At 33.8% G+C, this 12,783-nt stretch carries 23 protein-coding genes; all 23 read left to right on the plus strand.

What is annotated here, in order from left to right; translation table 11 throughout:
* Nucleotides 1-32 precede the first annotated feature (32 nt).
* From rpsC to greA, 23 genes are read left to right on the plus strand one after another with little or no spacing between them, the layout of a single operon-like run.
* Nucleotides 33-647 (plus strand): 30S ribosomal protein S3, encoded by a 615-nt coding sequence (gene rpsC / locus AAGD84_RS05775; protein ID WP_341817942.1) that lies wholly within the window; start codon nt 33-35, stop codon nt 645-647.
* A gap of 14 nt (nt 648-661) precedes the next feature.
* Nucleotides 662-1,075 carry a 50S ribosomal protein L16 gene (gene rplP / locus AAGD84_RS05780; protein WP_010962752.1) on the plus strand — a complete coding sequence of 138 codons (414 nt, stop codon included), beginning with the start codon at nt 662-664 and terminating at the stop codon, nt 1,073-1,075.
* Between the two features lie 11 nt (nt 1,076-1,086).
* Nucleotides 1,087-1,290 carry a 50S ribosomal protein L29 gene (rpmC, locus tag AAGD84_RS05785; protein WP_006279350.1) on the plus strand — a complete coding sequence of 68 codons (204 nt, stop codon included), beginning with the start codon at nt 1,087-1,089 and terminating at the stop codon, nt 1,288-1,290.
* Nucleotides 1,283-1,519 carry a 30S ribosomal protein S17 gene (gene rpsQ, locus AAGD84_RS05790; protein WP_007549925.1) on the plus strand — a complete coding sequence of 79 codons (237 nt, stop codon included), beginning with the start codon at nt 1,283-1,285 and terminating at the stop codon, nt 1,517-1,519. The genes rpmC and rpsQ overlap by 8 nt, the downstream gene beginning before the upstream one ends.
* Nucleotides 1,520-1,532: 13 nt before the next feature.
* Complete coding sequence (rplN, locus tag AAGD84_RS05795; protein ID WP_006279348.1) at nt 1,533-1,892, plus strand: 50S ribosomal protein L14; 360 nt, start codon at nt 1,533-1,535, stop codon at nt 1,890-1,892.
* Nucleotides 1,892-2,209 carry a 50S ribosomal protein L24 gene (gene rplX / locus AAGD84_RS05800; RefSeq protein WP_006279347.1) on the plus strand — a complete coding sequence of 106 codons (318 nt, stop codon included), beginning with the start codon at nt 1,892-1,894 and terminating at the stop codon, nt 2,207-2,209. Before rplN ends, rplX begins: the two co-directional genes overlap by 1 nt.
* 6 nt (nt 2,210-2,215) lie before the next feature.
* A complete protein-coding gene (gene rplE, locus AAGD84_RS05805) occupies nt 2,216-2,749 on the plus strand; it encodes a 50S ribosomal protein L5 (RefSeq protein ID WP_010962750.1) in 534 nt (177 codons plus the stop codon).
* Nucleotides 2,750-2,765: 16 nt separating this feature from the next.
* Nucleotides 2,766-3,074, plus strand: coding sequence for a 30S ribosomal protein S14 (gene rpsN / locus AAGD84_RS05810; RefSeq protein WP_006279345.1), 309 nt, complete (start codon nt 2,766-2,768; stop codon nt 3,072-3,074).
* Between the two features lie 21 nt (nt 3,075-3,095).
* A complete protein-coding gene (gene rpsH, locus AAGD84_RS05815; RefSeq protein ID WP_007551150.1) occupies nt 3,096-3,491 on the plus strand; it encodes a 30S ribosomal protein S8 in 396 nt (131 codons plus the stop codon).
* 16 nt (nt 3,492-3,507) lie between these two features.
* A complete protein-coding gene (gene rplF, locus AAGD84_RS05820; protein ID WP_007551152.1) occupies nt 3,508-4,053 on the plus strand; it encodes a 50S ribosomal protein L6 in 546 nt (181 codons plus the stop codon).
* 5 nt (nt 4,054-4,058) lie between these two features.
* A complete protein-coding gene (gene rplR, locus AAGD84_RS05825; RefSeq protein WP_006279867.1) occupies nt 4,059-4,430 on the plus strand; it encodes a 50S ribosomal protein L18 in 372 nt (123 codons plus the stop codon).
* Between the two features lie 12 nt (nt 4,431-4,442).
* Nucleotides 4,443-4,955, plus strand: coding sequence for a 30S ribosomal protein S5 (rpsE, locus tag AAGD84_RS05830; protein ID WP_010962748.1), 513 nt, complete (start codon nt 4,443-4,445; stop codon nt 4,953-4,955).
* 3 nt (nt 4,956-4,958) lie between these two features.
* Complete coding sequence (rplO, locus tag AAGD84_RS05835) at nt 4,959-5,429, plus strand: 50S ribosomal protein L15 (protein WP_006279863.1); 471 nt, start codon at nt 4,959-4,961, stop codon at nt 5,427-5,429.
* A 3-nt stretch (nt 5,430-5,432) separates the two neighbouring features.
* Nucleotides 5,433-6,761: a preprotein translocase subunit SecY gene (gene secY / locus AAGD84_RS05840; RefSeq protein WP_010962747.1), complete on the plus strand. Its 1,329-nt coding sequence runs from the start codon at nt 5,433-5,435 to the stop codon at nt 6,759-6,761.
* Nucleotides 6,758-7,399, plus strand: coding sequence for an adenylate kinase family protein (locus tag AAGD84_RS05845; protein WP_077188177.1), 642 nt, complete (start codon nt 6,758-6,760; stop codon nt 7,397-7,399). The genes secY and AAGD84_RS05845 overlap by 4 nt, the downstream gene beginning before the upstream one ends.
* A gap of 59 nt (nt 7,400-7,458) precedes the next feature.
* Nucleotides 7,459-7,827, plus strand: coding sequence for a 30S ribosomal protein S13 (gene rpsM, locus AAGD84_RS05850; protein ID WP_010962745.1), 369 nt, complete (start codon nt 7,459-7,461; stop codon nt 7,825-7,827).
* 24 nt (nt 7,828-7,851) lie between these two features.
* A complete protein-coding gene (gene rpsK, locus AAGD84_RS05855) occupies nt 7,852-8,238 on the plus strand; it encodes a 30S ribosomal protein S11 (RefSeq protein ID WP_015589137.1) in 387 nt (128 codons plus the stop codon).
* Between the two features lie 21 nt (nt 8,239-8,259).
* Entirely contained in the window at nt 8,260-9,327 is a 1,068-nt protein-coding gene (locus AAGD84_RS05860; RefSeq protein WP_341817943.1) for a DNA-directed RNA polymerase subunit alpha, read from the plus strand.
* Nucleotides 9,328-9,334: 7 nt separating this feature from the next.
* The gene (rplQ, locus tag AAGD84_RS05865) at nt 9,335-9,763 is read left to right on the plus strand and encodes a 50S ribosomal protein L17 (RefSeq protein WP_007550873.1); all 429 of its coding nucleotides are present in this window, start codon (nt 9,335-9,337) and stop codon (nt 9,761-9,763) included.
* Between the two features lie 23 nt (nt 9,764-9,786).
* Nucleotides 9,787-10,137 carry a YraN family protein gene (locus AAGD84_RS05870; RefSeq protein ID WP_012673177.1) on the plus strand — a complete coding sequence of 117 codons (351 nt, stop codon included), beginning with the start codon at nt 9,787-9,789 and terminating at the stop codon, nt 10,135-10,137.
* A 41-nt stretch (nt 10,138-10,178) separates the two neighbouring features.
* On the plus strand, nt 10,179-10,739 hold the full coding sequence (gene atpH, locus AAGD84_RS05875) for an ATP synthase F1 subunit delta (RefSeq protein WP_010962742.1): 561 nt from the start codon (nt 10,179-10,181) through the stop codon (nt 10,737-10,739).
* The gene (atpA, locus tag AAGD84_RS05880) at nt 10,736-12,277 is read left to right on the plus strand and encodes a F0F1 ATP synthase subunit alpha (protein WP_012673176.1); all 1,542 of its coding nucleotides are present in this window, start codon (nt 10,736-10,738) and stop codon (nt 12,275-12,277) included. The genes atpH and atpA overlap by 4 nt, the downstream gene beginning before the upstream one ends.
* 9 nt (nt 12,278-12,286) lie before the next feature.
* A complete protein-coding gene (greA, locus tag AAGD84_RS05885; RefSeq protein WP_007549342.1) occupies nt 12,287-12,781 on the plus strand; it encodes a transcription elongation factor GreA in 495 nt (164 codons plus the stop codon).
* Nucleotides 12,782-12,783 lie beyond the last annotated feature (2 nt).

A 12,783-nucleotide genomic window follows, 5' to 3' on the forward strand; every position in this document is an offset into this window, starting at 1 on the left:
AAATAGAAAATTAATAAGGAAAGTGCAAAAATATGGGAAACGTTAATCCTAAAGGATTTAGGTTAAAAATAATTAATACTTGGTCATCTATTTGGTATGCTGAGAAGGGTTATAAACAAGGGTTGCATCAAGATTTATCTATTCGCAGTTATATAAATGAATCTTTTAAGCATGCTGGTGTTTCTAAAGTAATTATAGAGCGTACGATCGATTTGGTATCTGTAATAATACATTCTTCTAGACCTGGAGTGATAATAGGTAAGAAAGGCTCGGATATTGAGAAGATAAAGCAAAAGATAGCTGAAAAAGTAAAAAATAATGTGGAAGTGAATGTAGTAGGGGTTAAAAGGTCTGAAATAGATGCAGTTTTAATATCAAACAGCATTGCACAGCAGTTAGAAAAAAGGGTTTCATTTAGAAGAGTGATGAAAAAAGCTATTCAAAGTTGTTTGAGGATGGGTGCTAGAGGTATTAAAGTAAATTGTTCTGGGCGCCTTGGCGGAGCTGAGATAGCTCGTACTGAGTGGTATAAAGAAGGCCGTTTGCCTTTGCATACTTTACGTGCTAATATAGATTATGCTTTTGCTGAAGCAAAAACTATATATGGCATCATAGGAGTTAAGGTCTGGGTTTATATTGGTAACTAATTAGGTATATTGAAATGTTTATTCCTAAAAAAAGTAAATATAAAAAAGTATTTAAAGGACGAATTAAGGGTAACACGAAAGGTGGTAGCACATTATCTTTTGGAGATTATGGTCTAAAGGCTATGGAAGCAGGTAGGATTCAATCTAAGCATATTGAAACTGCAAGGCGTGTAATATCTAGAACATTAAAACGCTCTGGTAAAGTGTGGATAAGAATTTTTCCTGATACCCCTGTTAGTAAAAAGCCGGCGGATGTGCGTATGGGTAAAGGGAAAGGTAGTGTTGAGTTTTGGGTATTTAAAGCTAAGCCCGGTAGAATGTTGTTTGAAATTAGCAGTGATGTTCCCATGCATTTAGCAAGATTGGCGCTTGAAAAGGCAACTGCTAAGCTTCCTATGAAGTGTAAATTTGTATCTAATCATAATTAAATGGAGTTGCAATGGATATAGCTGACATTGAATCGAGGTCCTCGCAAGAATTGCATGAAATTCTTGTGAATTTGAGAAAAGAGTTTGTTAATTTGGTTTTTCAAAAGAAGCTGGGCCAGTGCAACAATATTTCGCGTTTTAGCTTAATAAGAAAGAGCATAGCTCGTATTTTAACTACATTAAATAAAAGAAGAAGAGAGGAAAAGAATGCCTAAAAAGGTTTTTTGTGGTACTGTAACTAAGGCTAAGTGTGATAAGACTGTAAAGGTTTCGGTATTACAAGTGTATAAGGATGAGCTGTATAAAAAGGTTATAAAAAAATACAAGAAGTATACAGCACATGATGAGAATAATAGTTGTAAAGAAGGGGACAAGGTTTTAATACAAGAACACAAGCCTATTTCTACTACTAAAAAATGGGTTATTGTTAATAGCTCACATTGAATAGGATATTTATATGATTCAAAAAAATACATTGTTGGAAGTAGCTGATAATTCTGGCGCGCGTGCAGTGCTTTGTATTGGTTTATTGGGTGGTAGAAAGTCTGCATCTATAGGTGACACAGTTATTGTATCTACTAAATCTATTACTCCAAGAGGGAAAGTTGAGAAGGGAAAAGTATATAGAGCAGTTGTGGTGAGGGTGAAAAGCCCTATTAGAAAATCTGATGGTTCTGTAATTCGTTTTTCTAGCAATGCTGTAGTTTTGATTAACGATCAAGGTGAACCACTTGGCACTCGGGTGTTTGGTCCGGTAAAAAAGTTATCATCTGGTTCTTTTATGAAGATAATGTCATTAGCTGTTGAGGTTTTATAATGAGTGCTAAAATAAAAAGTGGTGACGACGTTATAGTTTTAACTGGTAAAGATAAGGGAAAAATTGGTAAGGTAATCAAAGTTATAGCACGTGATGCTAAAAAGAAAGTAATTGTTTCTGGAGTGAATGTGCATAAGAGACATACTAAACCAAAAGCTGGTAGTAGTGGTGGTATATTAAATAAAGAGTTAGCTATTGATATATCCAACGTTGCAACATTGGACCCTAAATATAAAACTCCAACTAGAGTGGGGTTTAAGGTTATAGACGGTAGAAAAGTGCGTTTTGCAAAAGTTTCTGGAGAAGTGATAGATTAGGTTGATATGTTTAAAGAATTGTATAAAGATAGCATAGTAAAGTCCTTGAAGGATAAGTTTAATTACGGCAATATAATGCAAGTGCCTAAACTTGTCAAGGTGTGTATCAATATGGGCGTTGGAGATGCTGCTACAGATAGTAAAGCAATAAATGAACCACTTGATAGCCTATATTTGATTGCTGGGCAGAAGCCTTTATCAACTTTTGCAAAAAAATCTATTTCTGGCTTCAAGATCAGAAAAGGTGCTACAGTAGGTTGCAAAGTAACTTTGCGTAGAGATAAAATGTATGAGTTTTTAGAAAGATTGATATATATTGCTTTGCCAAGGGAAAAAGATTTTAGAGGATTTAGTGTGAAGCAATTTGACGGTAATGGTAATTTTTCCTTTGGTATAAAGGAACATATCTCGTTTTTAGAAATAGACTATGATAAAATAAGTAAAATTAGAGGTATGGATATTAATATTATAACAAGTGCAGTTAGTGATAAGGAAGCAAAGGAATTATTACTGGCTCTTAAATTTCCTTTTTTTGATTAATTGAGAGGAGAAATATATGGCAAAAAAATCTATGATAGAAAGAAATCTTCGCAGAATAAAGTTGTGCGATCAATATAAAGAAAAAAGAGAAAAATTGAAATCTATAATAAATAATAAGAATTTGTCTATTGTAGAAAGGTTTACAGCTCAAAATAAATTAATTAAAAAATTGCCTAGAAATTCTTCTAAAACCAAAATTAGAAATAGGTGTGCTTTAACTGGGAGACCAAGAGGAGTATATAGAAAATTTGGTTTATGTAGAATTGTTTTGCGTGATTTATGTTCTTTTGGGCAAATTCCAGGAGTTACAAAGTCTAGTTGGTAAATATAATATAAGGAGTATATTGTGGCGTTATCTGATAGTATTGGTGATTTTTTAACAAGGATACGTAATGCTCAATTGGCAATGCATAGGGCAACAAGGGTACTATTTTCTAAGATGAATTCTTCTATATTGGAGATTTTAAAAGAGGAAGGGTATATCCTTGATTATGAAAAGCAAGTTGTAGATAATTTACCTTCTTTCATTGTAAAATTGAAGTATTATGAGAAGTCACCTGTAATTAGTGACATAGTTAGGGTGTCAAAGCCTGGTTGTCGTCGTTATTCTAAGTATAAGGACATTTCTAAAGCATATAATGGTCTTGGTATTTTTATTATATCGACACCCAAAGGAGTGATGACTGATTATAATGCACATAAGTTAAAGGTTGGTGGAGAAGTTTTGTGTCGTGTGTTTTAAATAATAGGAGAAATTCATGTCTCGTATAGGTGCTGCTCCTATCAATATTCCTGCTGGTGTTTCAGTTGAATATAATAATGGTAGTATGTTAATAAAGAGTGCTAAGGCTGAAAAGGAAGTTAGCTTGATCAGGGATGTTGTGTGTCAGATTATTGATAATCAGCTATTGCTTTCTGTTGATCAAGATAAAGATAATTATGATAAAATAAAGCCTATGTGGGGCACTTATAGGAGTAATATTAATAATATCATTAACGGCATGGTTGATGGTTTTTCTGTTAATCTTGAGATTAACGGTGTGGGATATAAGGCAGAGTGTGATGGTAAGTATTTGACTTTATATCTTGGTTATAGCCATAATGTTAAATATAAAGTGCCTAAAGATGTTGAGATTAAGTGCATAAAGCCAACTCACTTAGTAGTTAGTGGTATGGATAAGCAGAAGGTCTATATGGTGGCGTCTGATATATGCAAAATTAGAAAATATGATCCTTATAAAGGTAAGGGTGTTGTAATAAAAGGCAAATTTATGCTGCGTAAGGTTGTAAGTAAAAAGAAGTAATAAAAATGAAAAGATCGTATAATTTTTTAAGTAATTCTGAAAAAAGGAAGTTACGTAATAGAGCGAAGCTTGACAAGAGCGCTGAACGTTTACGTATATCCATATTTAAATCTAATAGGCATTTTTATGTCCAGTTAATTAATGATGTAAAAGGAATAACTCTCACTTCAGCTTCTACTTTGGATGCTAAAATTAAGGATGTATGTAAAGGGAAAGTCAACGCTGAAACTATAAAACAGGTTTCTTCTTTAATGGTTGAGCGTCTGTCTGGCATGAAATTAGAGCAGCAGCTTACGTTTGATCGTGGAGCGTATAAATACACAGGATTAGTTTCTCAATTTGCTGAGGCTTTAAGAAGTTCTGGATTTGAATTTTAGAAGGTTTTGAATATGGCTATAAAGAATTTACAAAATAATAATGATTTATCAGAGCTTTTAGTTTCGGTACGAAGAGTGACAACGGTTACCAAAGGTGGTAGAAGATTTTCATTTTCAATTTTGGTTGTTGTTGGCGATGAGAAGGGTAGGGTAGGGTGTGGAATAGGTAAGCACGCAGAAGTTGCTGAAGCAAGAGTCAAAGCTGTAAATGCTGCAAAGAAATCAATGATTAGAGTGTACTTGCGTGAAGGTAGAACTTTGCATCATGATATTAAAGCTAAATTTTGTTCTGGTGAGATAGTTTTAAGAACCGCAAGAGCCGGAACAGGTATTATTGCTGGTGGAGCGATTAGATCAGTTTTTGAGGTGTTAGGTATAAAGGATGTGGTAGCTAAATCCACTAGATCAAATAATCCTCATAACGTTATATGTGCGGTGTTTAAGGCTTTTGATAGTATGTTATCTCCTCGTCAGGTAGCAAGCAAAAGAGGCAAAAAGATTAGCGAGATAGTTGGAAACAGGTAAAGTATGAATAATGCTGTAAAATTAAACTCTATATTTACTAAATTATCTAAGAAAAAGAAGCCTAAGTTGCTGGGTAGAGGTATCGGTTGTGGTAAAGGTAAAACATCCGGTAGAGGGCATAAAGGGCAGAAGGCTAGAAGTGGAGTTTCTATAAATGGTTTTGAGGGTGGACAACAGTCTATATATACTCGTTTGCCTAAAAGAGGTTTTAAGCCTATACGTAGGAGCATATACTCTATAATTAATGTTGGCGATATACAGCGCTTAATGGAAGCTAAAAAAATAGTGAAAGACTCTGTTATAGATAAGGAGAGGCTGTATAAATTAGGTTTTATAAAGTCTATTAAGGATAAAATTAAACTTCTTAATAAAGGTAAGTTGAGCGAAAAATTTGTGTTTCATGTTGATTTTGCGTCAGAAGCTGCAAAAAAATCTGTAGCTTCAGTTGGTGGTAGTGTGGAAATACTATCGTAAGTCATGGGCAATAAATCAGCATTTAATAGCTTGGATCCTACGTTGTTATATAAAGGCGATTTATTAAAGCGTATATTTTTTACGCTAATAGCTTTAATTTGCTATCGCTTGGGTACTTATGTGCCTATTCCTGGAATTAATCTTGATGTAATTAATGATATATTTCCCAAAGATGGCTCAGGCGTTTTTGGAGTATTTAATTTATTTTCTGGTGGTGCATTGGCTAGAATGACAATTCTAGCATTGAACGTTATGCCATATATAATGGCTTCTATCATTATTCAGTTACTTTCTTCTGCGATTAAAGGAATGAAGGAAGTTAAGAATGATGGAGAGTCAGGCCGTAGAAAGATGAATTCTTATATACGCTATCTGACCATAGTAATTTGTGTATTTCAATCAATTCCAATTTTGGTTGGATTGGAAGGGATGAATAGGGAAGGGGTATTGGTTGTAATCGAACCTGGTGTTATGTTTCGTACAATAGGTGTTTTCAGCCTTTTAGGTGGAACTATGCTTTTAATATGGCTTGGTGAACGAATCAGCGCTAGCGGTATAGGCAATGGTATCTCATTAATCATTTTCACGGGTATAATATCAGAGTTACACAGCGCTTTGTCATCTTTGTTAACGTTAAATAAAAACGGTAGCGTATCGTTATTTATTATCCTTTTTGTTTTGGTATTGTTTTTTTTGCTGCTACTCTTAGTCATTTTTGTAGAGTCTTCTTATAGAAAGGTTATTGTTCAACATCCTAAAAAGCAATTTAAAAGATTACATAATGACGATTTTACTTATATTCCATTGAAGATTAATTTATCTGGTGTAGTACCAACCATTTTTGCTAATGCAATTTTATTGACACCTATTTCAATTGCAAATTTCTATAAGGGGCACGCTTTTTCTGATTTTATTTTGAATTACTTTATGGCAAATAAAGTAGTATATATTGTAGCCTATTTGGTGCTGATAGTATTTTTTAATTTTTTCTATACCAATTTTATATTTAATCCAGAGGAAAACGCAGATTTTCTTAAAAAAAATGGTGGTTTTATACCTGGTAGAAGGCCTGGGAAACATACTTCTGATTACCTTCAAGATATAGTTTTTAAGTTGACATTCATTGGCTCTGCGTATTTGGTAGTCATATGTACTGTACCTGAAGTTATGAGATATTATTATGATATACCATTTATTTTTGGTGGGACGAGCTTACTGATTATAGTGAACGTTATTACTGATACTATTATGCAAATACAATCTTATATTTTTTCAAATAGGTACGACAACTGGATAAAGAAATATGAGTCTAAAACGAGGAAAGTAAGATGATCATTACGATTTTTGGTCCTCCAGGTTCTGGTAAAGGTACTCAGTCAAGCTTGTTAATAGCAAAATATAATTTAAAATTAATTTCAGTAGGGGATTTATTAAGGAATATTATATCTAGCAGTAGTGAGTTAGGTAAAAAAATAAAGGGTACCGTGGAATCTGGTAATTTAATTCAAGATGAAATTATATGTGGATTATTACGTGACCAGATTGCATTAGTGGATGATAATTGCTTATTAGATGGTTTTCCGAGAAATTTAAACCAGGCTCATTTTTTGACTCAAGTTTTGCAAGAAAAATATAATAGGGATGTTGACATTGTAGTTGAGCTGCAGCTTGACGATAATATTGCAATCGATAGGTTAAAAAATCGTCTCGCGTGTTTGGACTGTAAAAGCATATATAGTGTATCTTCTTTTAAGAGTACTACTTGTGCTAAATGTAAAAGTACGAGGTTAGAGAAAAGAATTGATGATGCTGATATGTCTGCAATTAATAAGAGAATAAGTGAATATCACCTTCAAATGAAAGGTTTACGCGAGTATTATAAAGGCAAATTATTAACAATTGACGCTAATTTGAGTGTTGATGAGGTAACGCAAGAGATTGAAAGTAAAATTTCTTGTAATTTGGTTTGACTCTGAGTTGTTTTATGGTATAAATTAAGAGTTGTTATTAATAAAGTATCGAGGTACCAGTGGCACGTATTGCAGGCATAAATATTCCAGTGAGGAAATGTGTTCCTTTTGCATTAACTTATATATATGGTATAGGTATTGCTACTGCGAATGTAATTTGTCACGCTTGCGAAGTTGATAAGCGCAAACGTGTTTCAGAATTACGAGATGAAGATATAGAAAAGATCAGCGGTTTCATTAGACAAAATTATGTTATAGAAGGTGAGCTCAGAAAAGAAGTGGCTATGAACATAAAATCTTTAGTGGAAATGGGATGCTATAGAGGGGTGAGACATAGAAAAGGTTTACCTGTGAGAGGGCAAAGGACTCATACTAATGCTAAGACTCGTAAAGGTAGATCTCGGTTGCCTATTGCTGGGAAAAAATAAAATTTATTATTATTGTGAGTTTTAATGAAAAAAGTCAAAACGGTTAGTAAGAGTAAGAAGGAGTTTATTACTGGTGTTGTCCATATTCGTGCAACTTTTAATAATACTTTTGTAAATGTAACTGATGTTCATGGTAATACGCTATGTCAAACTTCTGTGGGTGCATGTGGTTTTTCAGGTTCGAGAAAATCCACACCTTATGCTGCAGGTAAGGCTGCGGAGTCTGCTGCGAAGAACGCAATGGAGAGATTTGGTATGAAGGTTGTCTCTGTAATAATTCGCGGTCCTGGCTTTGGTACCGAAGCTGCGGTTAAAGCACTTCAGAGCTGTGGGTTGACTGTGACTTCAATTGCAGATAAAACCGCAATTCCTCATAATGGGTGCAGGTTAAGAAAAAAAAGAAGAGTATAGGATATTTGAAAAGGTTGTTTTATGTATTATAATAATGATGTTTCTCTCTGTAGCAATTTAGATAAATTGATTAAACCTAGTTCAGTTAAGGTAATATCAGATGATTCAAGTGAAAAAAGTGATATAGTGCTAGAACCGTTGGAAAGTGGTTTTGCTTTAACATTAGGTAATGCATTAAGACGTGTAATGTTATCTTCTCTTAAAGGTAGTGCTGTTTATGGAATAAAAATTGAAGGTGTAACTCATGAGTTCACTTCAATTCAAGGGGTGAGAGAAGACGTAACTGATATAGTATTAAATATGGGTATGTTGAGGTGTAAATTAAATGGTGCTTCTAATAAATACTTAAATTTAAACGCTAAAGGGCCTTGCCAGGTATTAGCTGGGATGATAGAAACTGATGATCAATGCTCTATTGTTAATAAGGATTTATTAATATGTACGCTGGGGCAAAATGTAGAGCTTAACATGACCATATATGTGGCTAGCGGAAAAGGTTATCTTCCTGTAATTAAGTATAAAGAAAACGAACTTTTGAAGCTTATGAGTGAACAGGATTTAATTGGTTTTATTCCAGTTAATGCTTTGTATAGCCCTGTCAACAGGGTTTCGTACAGGGTAGAGAACAGTCGTGTTGGCCAAGTGACTGATAAGGATAAGCTGATATTGTCAATTGAAACTGATGGTACAATTTCTCCGAGTCAAGCTGTTGACTCTGCTGCAAGAATATTACAGGAGCAACTTCAGCCCTTTATTAGTTCTGATGTAAGTTATAAAAAATCGCAGGTTTCTTCGTCTAGTGGTGCTAAAGATTTGGGTTATGACCCTGTCTTATTGCGTAAGGTAGATGAAATGGAATTATCTGTCAGGTCTCATAACTGTCTGAAAAACGAAAACATCACTTATATAGGTGATCTTGTGCAAAAGACAGAAGGTGAAATGTTAAGAACTGCTAATTTTGGCAGAAAGTCTTTGAATGAGATTAAGGCAATTTTGACTAATTTTGGCTTGTCTTTGGGTATGAATGTGCTAAACTGGCCACCTAAGGATATAGATGAGTTGGCTAAACAATATACTGATGAAGATTAGGTGATATATGAAACATGGAATAAAAAAACGTAAACTATCTCGTTGTACTGAACATAGATTATCGACGTTAAAGAATCTATCTATCTCATTAATTAACCATGAGCAGATTGTAACTACTTTACCAAAAGCTAAGGAACTTCGTCCATATGTCGAAAAGTTTATTACAATTGCTAAGAATAAGAATACTTTACATGGTAGAAGACTTTTGCTTTCACGCCTTCATAATAGTAAGTTAGCAGTTGATAAGTTATTAAACGTCTTAGCCAGCCGTTATCAAGATCGTAAAGGTGGGTATTCTAGAATAATAAAATTTAGCACTCGAAAGGGTGATTGCGCTTCAATGGCAGTGATAGAACTGGTTGATAGGGATATTGCAGCAAGAGGTAAGGTTTATAGTAAAAATAAAGAAGGAGGCAAAGTAGTTACACAAAGTTAATTGTTATCATAGTTGTTCTTCTTGTGGTAAGTAGGTTACGCTACTTTGTAGGTTACTTTGGCGAGTTATTAGTTTTAGTATATTTAAAACTGAAATGGTATAATGTTATAAAACGCCGTTACCGTTGTAAGTTCGGTGAAATTGACTTAATTGTATCTAAAAAAAAGGAGCTGATTTTTATAGAAGTTAAAACAAGTTTACTTGGAAAAGAAATACCGATATCTCATCTTCAATGTCAGTCTATTATAAATTCTTCTAAGTATTTCTTAAGTAAAAACCTTAGTTTTTTAGATTATTCAGTCAGATATGATTTATATTTTCTTTCCTTAAAGAGAAGACCTGTTTATATAAAAAATGCTTGGATTGAAGAATGAAAGATTTGTAGCTGAATTAATTTAGATTTACTGGATTTAATATGAAAAAGACCCAATACAATAATTTAGTTTCATCTTACGCTAGAGTGCTATTTCATGTCTCAGGAAGCAGGTTAGGTATTATAAGGAAAGAAGTAGAATTTTTGTTGGCTTTTTTTAAGGATCAACGTGATGTTTTTGTGTACCTATCTCATCCTATGATTTCTTTTGCACACAAAAAAGAAGTGATGCTTTCTATAAATGAGCACTTGAGTGAGAATTTAGTAAAATTTATTATGGTTATATTTGCAAATAAACGCTCTAGTTTATTGATCCTTATATTAGAAAAATTCTTAAGTCTTGCAAGAGAAAATGAAAATGAATTCGAAATTACTATAAAGTCAGCAGAAACTTTAAAGGAATCTGATATAAAAATAATTACTGAATCTTTGAGCTTTCTTGGTAAAATAATAAAAGTAAGCAATGTGGTTGACCCTTCTATACTAGGTGGCTTCGTAGTTAGGTATGGTTTTAATTTGATCGATGCTTCGCTAAAAAGTTACTTGGATAGGTTAGTTGACTTAAGTAAAATGGAAATATTAAAAGTAAGGAATTTTGTATGAAGAACAGTATGAATGTTTCTGAGATAGCAAGTATAATAAGAGAAAAGGTTGAGACGTTTGATAATCCTATAAAGCGGGAAAATATAGGTGAAGTAATTTCAGTAACAGATGGTATCGCATTGGTTTATGGGCTGGAAAAAGCAAAATTCGGTGAAAAGGTATTTTTTGCAAGTGGTGTAGAAGGAATAGTTCTCGATTTAGATCATGATACGGCTGGAATAGTTGTGCTTGGTAATGACCGTGATGTGAAAGAAGGGGACGTTGTAAAATGTAGTGGTGATGTTGTGCAGGTGCCTGTAGGGCATGAATTGTTAGGGAGAGTTGTAAATGCGTTGGGCCATCCTATGGACGACGGTGGGGAAATTAGAGCCAAAAACAGAATGGATATAGAATCTAAAGCGCCAGGCATTATTGATCGTAAGTCTGTGCATGAGCCACTGCAAACAGGAATTAAAATTATAGATTTGCTAATTCCAATAGGTAGAGGGCAGCGTGAATTAATTATTGGTGATAGACAAATTGGTAAAACTACTATTGCGCTTGATACTATTATCAATCAGAAGAAGATTAACGATGAGGTAAACGAAAATCAAAAAGTTTACTGTGTTTATGTTGCTATTGGGCAAAAAATTTCAACAGTAGCAAAAGTGGTAAATAAGCTGAAAGAAAGCGGAGCATTAGAGTATACAACTGTAGTTGTGGCTAGTGCATCTGACTGCGCGCCTATGCAATTTTTAGCACCTTATGCTGGTTGCACTATTGGGGAATTTTTCCGTGACAATGGAATGCATTGTTTGATTATATATGATGATTTATCTAAGCATGCTGTGGCATATAGGCAGATGTCTTTATTGCTCAGACGTCCTCCTGGTCGTGAAGCTTACCCTGGAGATATATTCTATGTACATTCTCGCTTGCTTGAAAGAGCTGCTAAAATGTCTGATAAAAAAGGGCAGGGTTCTTTAACTGCTTTGCCAATTGTCGAAACTCAAGCTGGTGATGTATCTGCATATGTGCCAACAAATGTTATTTCAATTACCGATGGGCAGATCTTTCTTGAGTCTGAATTATTTTATAAAGGATTTCGACCTGCAGTAAATATAGGTTTGTCAGTTTCACGGGTTGGTTCTGCTGCACAACTAAAGTCTGTGAAGAAAGTTGCTGGTTCTATAAAGCTAAGCTTAGCTCAGTATAGAGAATTAGAAGATTTTGCAAAATTTGGTTCTGATCTTGATGCTAGTGTTCAATTATCCTTGAATAAGGGTAAATATCTTGTCGAGTTATTAAAGCAAAAACAACATTTACCTATGTCAATAGAAGAGCAAGTAGTGCTGATGTATATTTTTTCTAACCTATATAATCAGTTAAGTAAAATACAAATAAGTTACATTAATAAATTTGAACATGATCTTATTAATTATTTTCATACTGTACACCCTGGGGTTTTAAAAAAGTTGTCAAATGACATGAGTGATGATATAAAAGGTGATATTTTTAACATTGTGAGTAATTTCGTTACTCAATTTAATTGCGTTTAGGTGGTGATTATGGCTTCATCCATTATTAATAAATTTCCTATGACGAGGGAAGGTTTTGAGAATATGCAAGCCGAACTTGAAAAATTAAAGGAAGAAAAACCTTCTGTGATACAGGCTATTTCTGATGCTCGTGATCAAGGTGATTTGTCTGAAAACGCAGAGTATCATGCAGCACGGGAAAGGTTAGGTTTTATTGAAGGCCGTATAATGGAGATAGAAAGTAAGCTCTCACATGCGGAAGTAATAGAAGTAAAAAATTTGTCTGGTGATTCAGTAATGTTTGGTGCAACTGTGACATTAAGCATGTTAAGTGATAATAACGGTGAAGTGGAATATGTTTATAAGGTTGTAGGCGAATATGAAGCTGATGTTTCAAAGCAGTTAATATCTACTAGTTCACCACTTGGGAGTGCCTTAATCGGCAAAAAAGTCGGTGAATATGTGGAAGTGACAGTGCCAAATGGAGAGAAATTGTATAAAATAGTTAAGATTGAATTTAAGTAAAT

Origin of the sequence: Wolbachia endosymbiont (group A) of Andrena fulva (assembly GCF_964026815.1) — a bacterium.
GTDB classification, from domain to species: Bacteria; Pseudomonadota; Alphaproteobacteria; order Rickettsiales; family Anaplasmataceae; genus Wolbachia; species Wolbachia pipientis.

Bases quoted from the DNA above. Each gene is read 5' to 3' on its own strand.
- rpsC (WP_341817942.1), top strand. From the start codon at position 33: ATGGGAAACGTTAATCCTAAAGGATTTAGGTTAAAAATAATTAATACT.
- rplP (WP_010962752.1), top strand. From the start codon at position 662: ATGTTTATTCCTAAAAAAAGTAAATATAAAAAAGTATTTAAAGGACGA.
- rpmC (WP_006279350.1), top strand. From the start codon at position 1,087: ATGGATATAGCTGACATTGAATCGAGGTCCTCGCAAGAATTGCATGAA.
- rpsQ (WP_007549925.1), top strand. From the start codon at position 1,283: ATGCCTAAAAAGGTTTTTTGTGGTACTGTAACTAAGGCTAAGTGTGAT.
- rplN (WP_006279348.1), top strand. From the start codon at position 1,533: ATGATTCAAAAAAATACATTGTTGGAAGTAGCTGATAATTCTGGCGCG.
- rplX (WP_006279347.1), top strand. From the start codon at position 1,892: ATGAGTGCTAAAATAAAAAGTGGTGACGACGTTATAGTTTTAACTGGT.
- rplE (WP_010962750.1), top strand. From the start codon at position 2,216: ATGTTTAAAGAATTGTATAAAGATAGCATAGTAAAGTCCTTGAAGGAT.
- rpsN (WP_006279345.1), top strand. From the start codon at position 2,766: ATGGCAAAAAAATCTATGATAGAAAGAAATCTTCGCAGAATAAAGTTG.
- rplF (WP_007551152.1), top strand. From the start codon at position 3,508: ATGTCTCGTATAGGTGCTGCTCCTATCAATATTCCTGCTGGTGTTTCA.
- rplR (WP_006279867.1), top strand. From the start codon at position 4,059: ATGAAAAGATCGTATAATTTTTTAAGTAATTCTGAAAAAAGGAAGTTA.
- rpsE (WP_010962748.1), top strand. From the start codon at position 4,443: ATGGCTATAAAGAATTTACAAAATAATAATGATTTATCAGAGCTTTTA.
- rplO (WP_006279863.1), top strand. From the start codon at position 4,959: ATGAATAATGCTGTAAAATTAAACTCTATATTTACTAAATTATCTAAG.
- secY (WP_010962747.1), top strand. From the start codon at position 5,433: ATGGGCAATAAATCAGCATTTAATAGCTTGGATCCTACGTTGTTATAT.
- AAGD84_RS05845 (WP_077188177.1), top strand. From the start codon at position 6,758: ATGATCATTACGATTTTTGGTCCTCCAGGTTCTGGTAAAGGTACTCAG.
- rpsK (WP_015589137.1), top strand. From the start codon at position 7,852: ATGAAAAAAGTCAAAACGGTTAGTAAGAGTAAGAAGGAGTTTATTACT.
- AAGD84_RS05860 (WP_341817943.1), top strand. From the start codon at position 8,260: ATGTATTATAATAATGATGTTTCTCTCTGTAGCAATTTAGATAAATTG.
- rplQ (WP_007550873.1), top strand. From the start codon at position 9,335: ATGAAACATGGAATAAAAAAACGTAAACTATCTCGTTGTACTGAACAT.
- atpH (WP_010962742.1), top strand. From the start codon at position 10,179: ATGAAAAAGACCCAATACAATAATTTAGTTTCATCTTACGCTAGAGTG.
- atpA (WP_012673176.1), top strand. From the start codon at position 10,736: ATGAAGAACAGTATGAATGTTTCTGAGATAGCAAGTATAATAAGAGAA.
- greA (WP_007549342.1), top strand. From the start codon at position 12,287: ATGGCTTCATCCATTATTAATAAATTTCCTATGACGAGGGAAGGTTTT.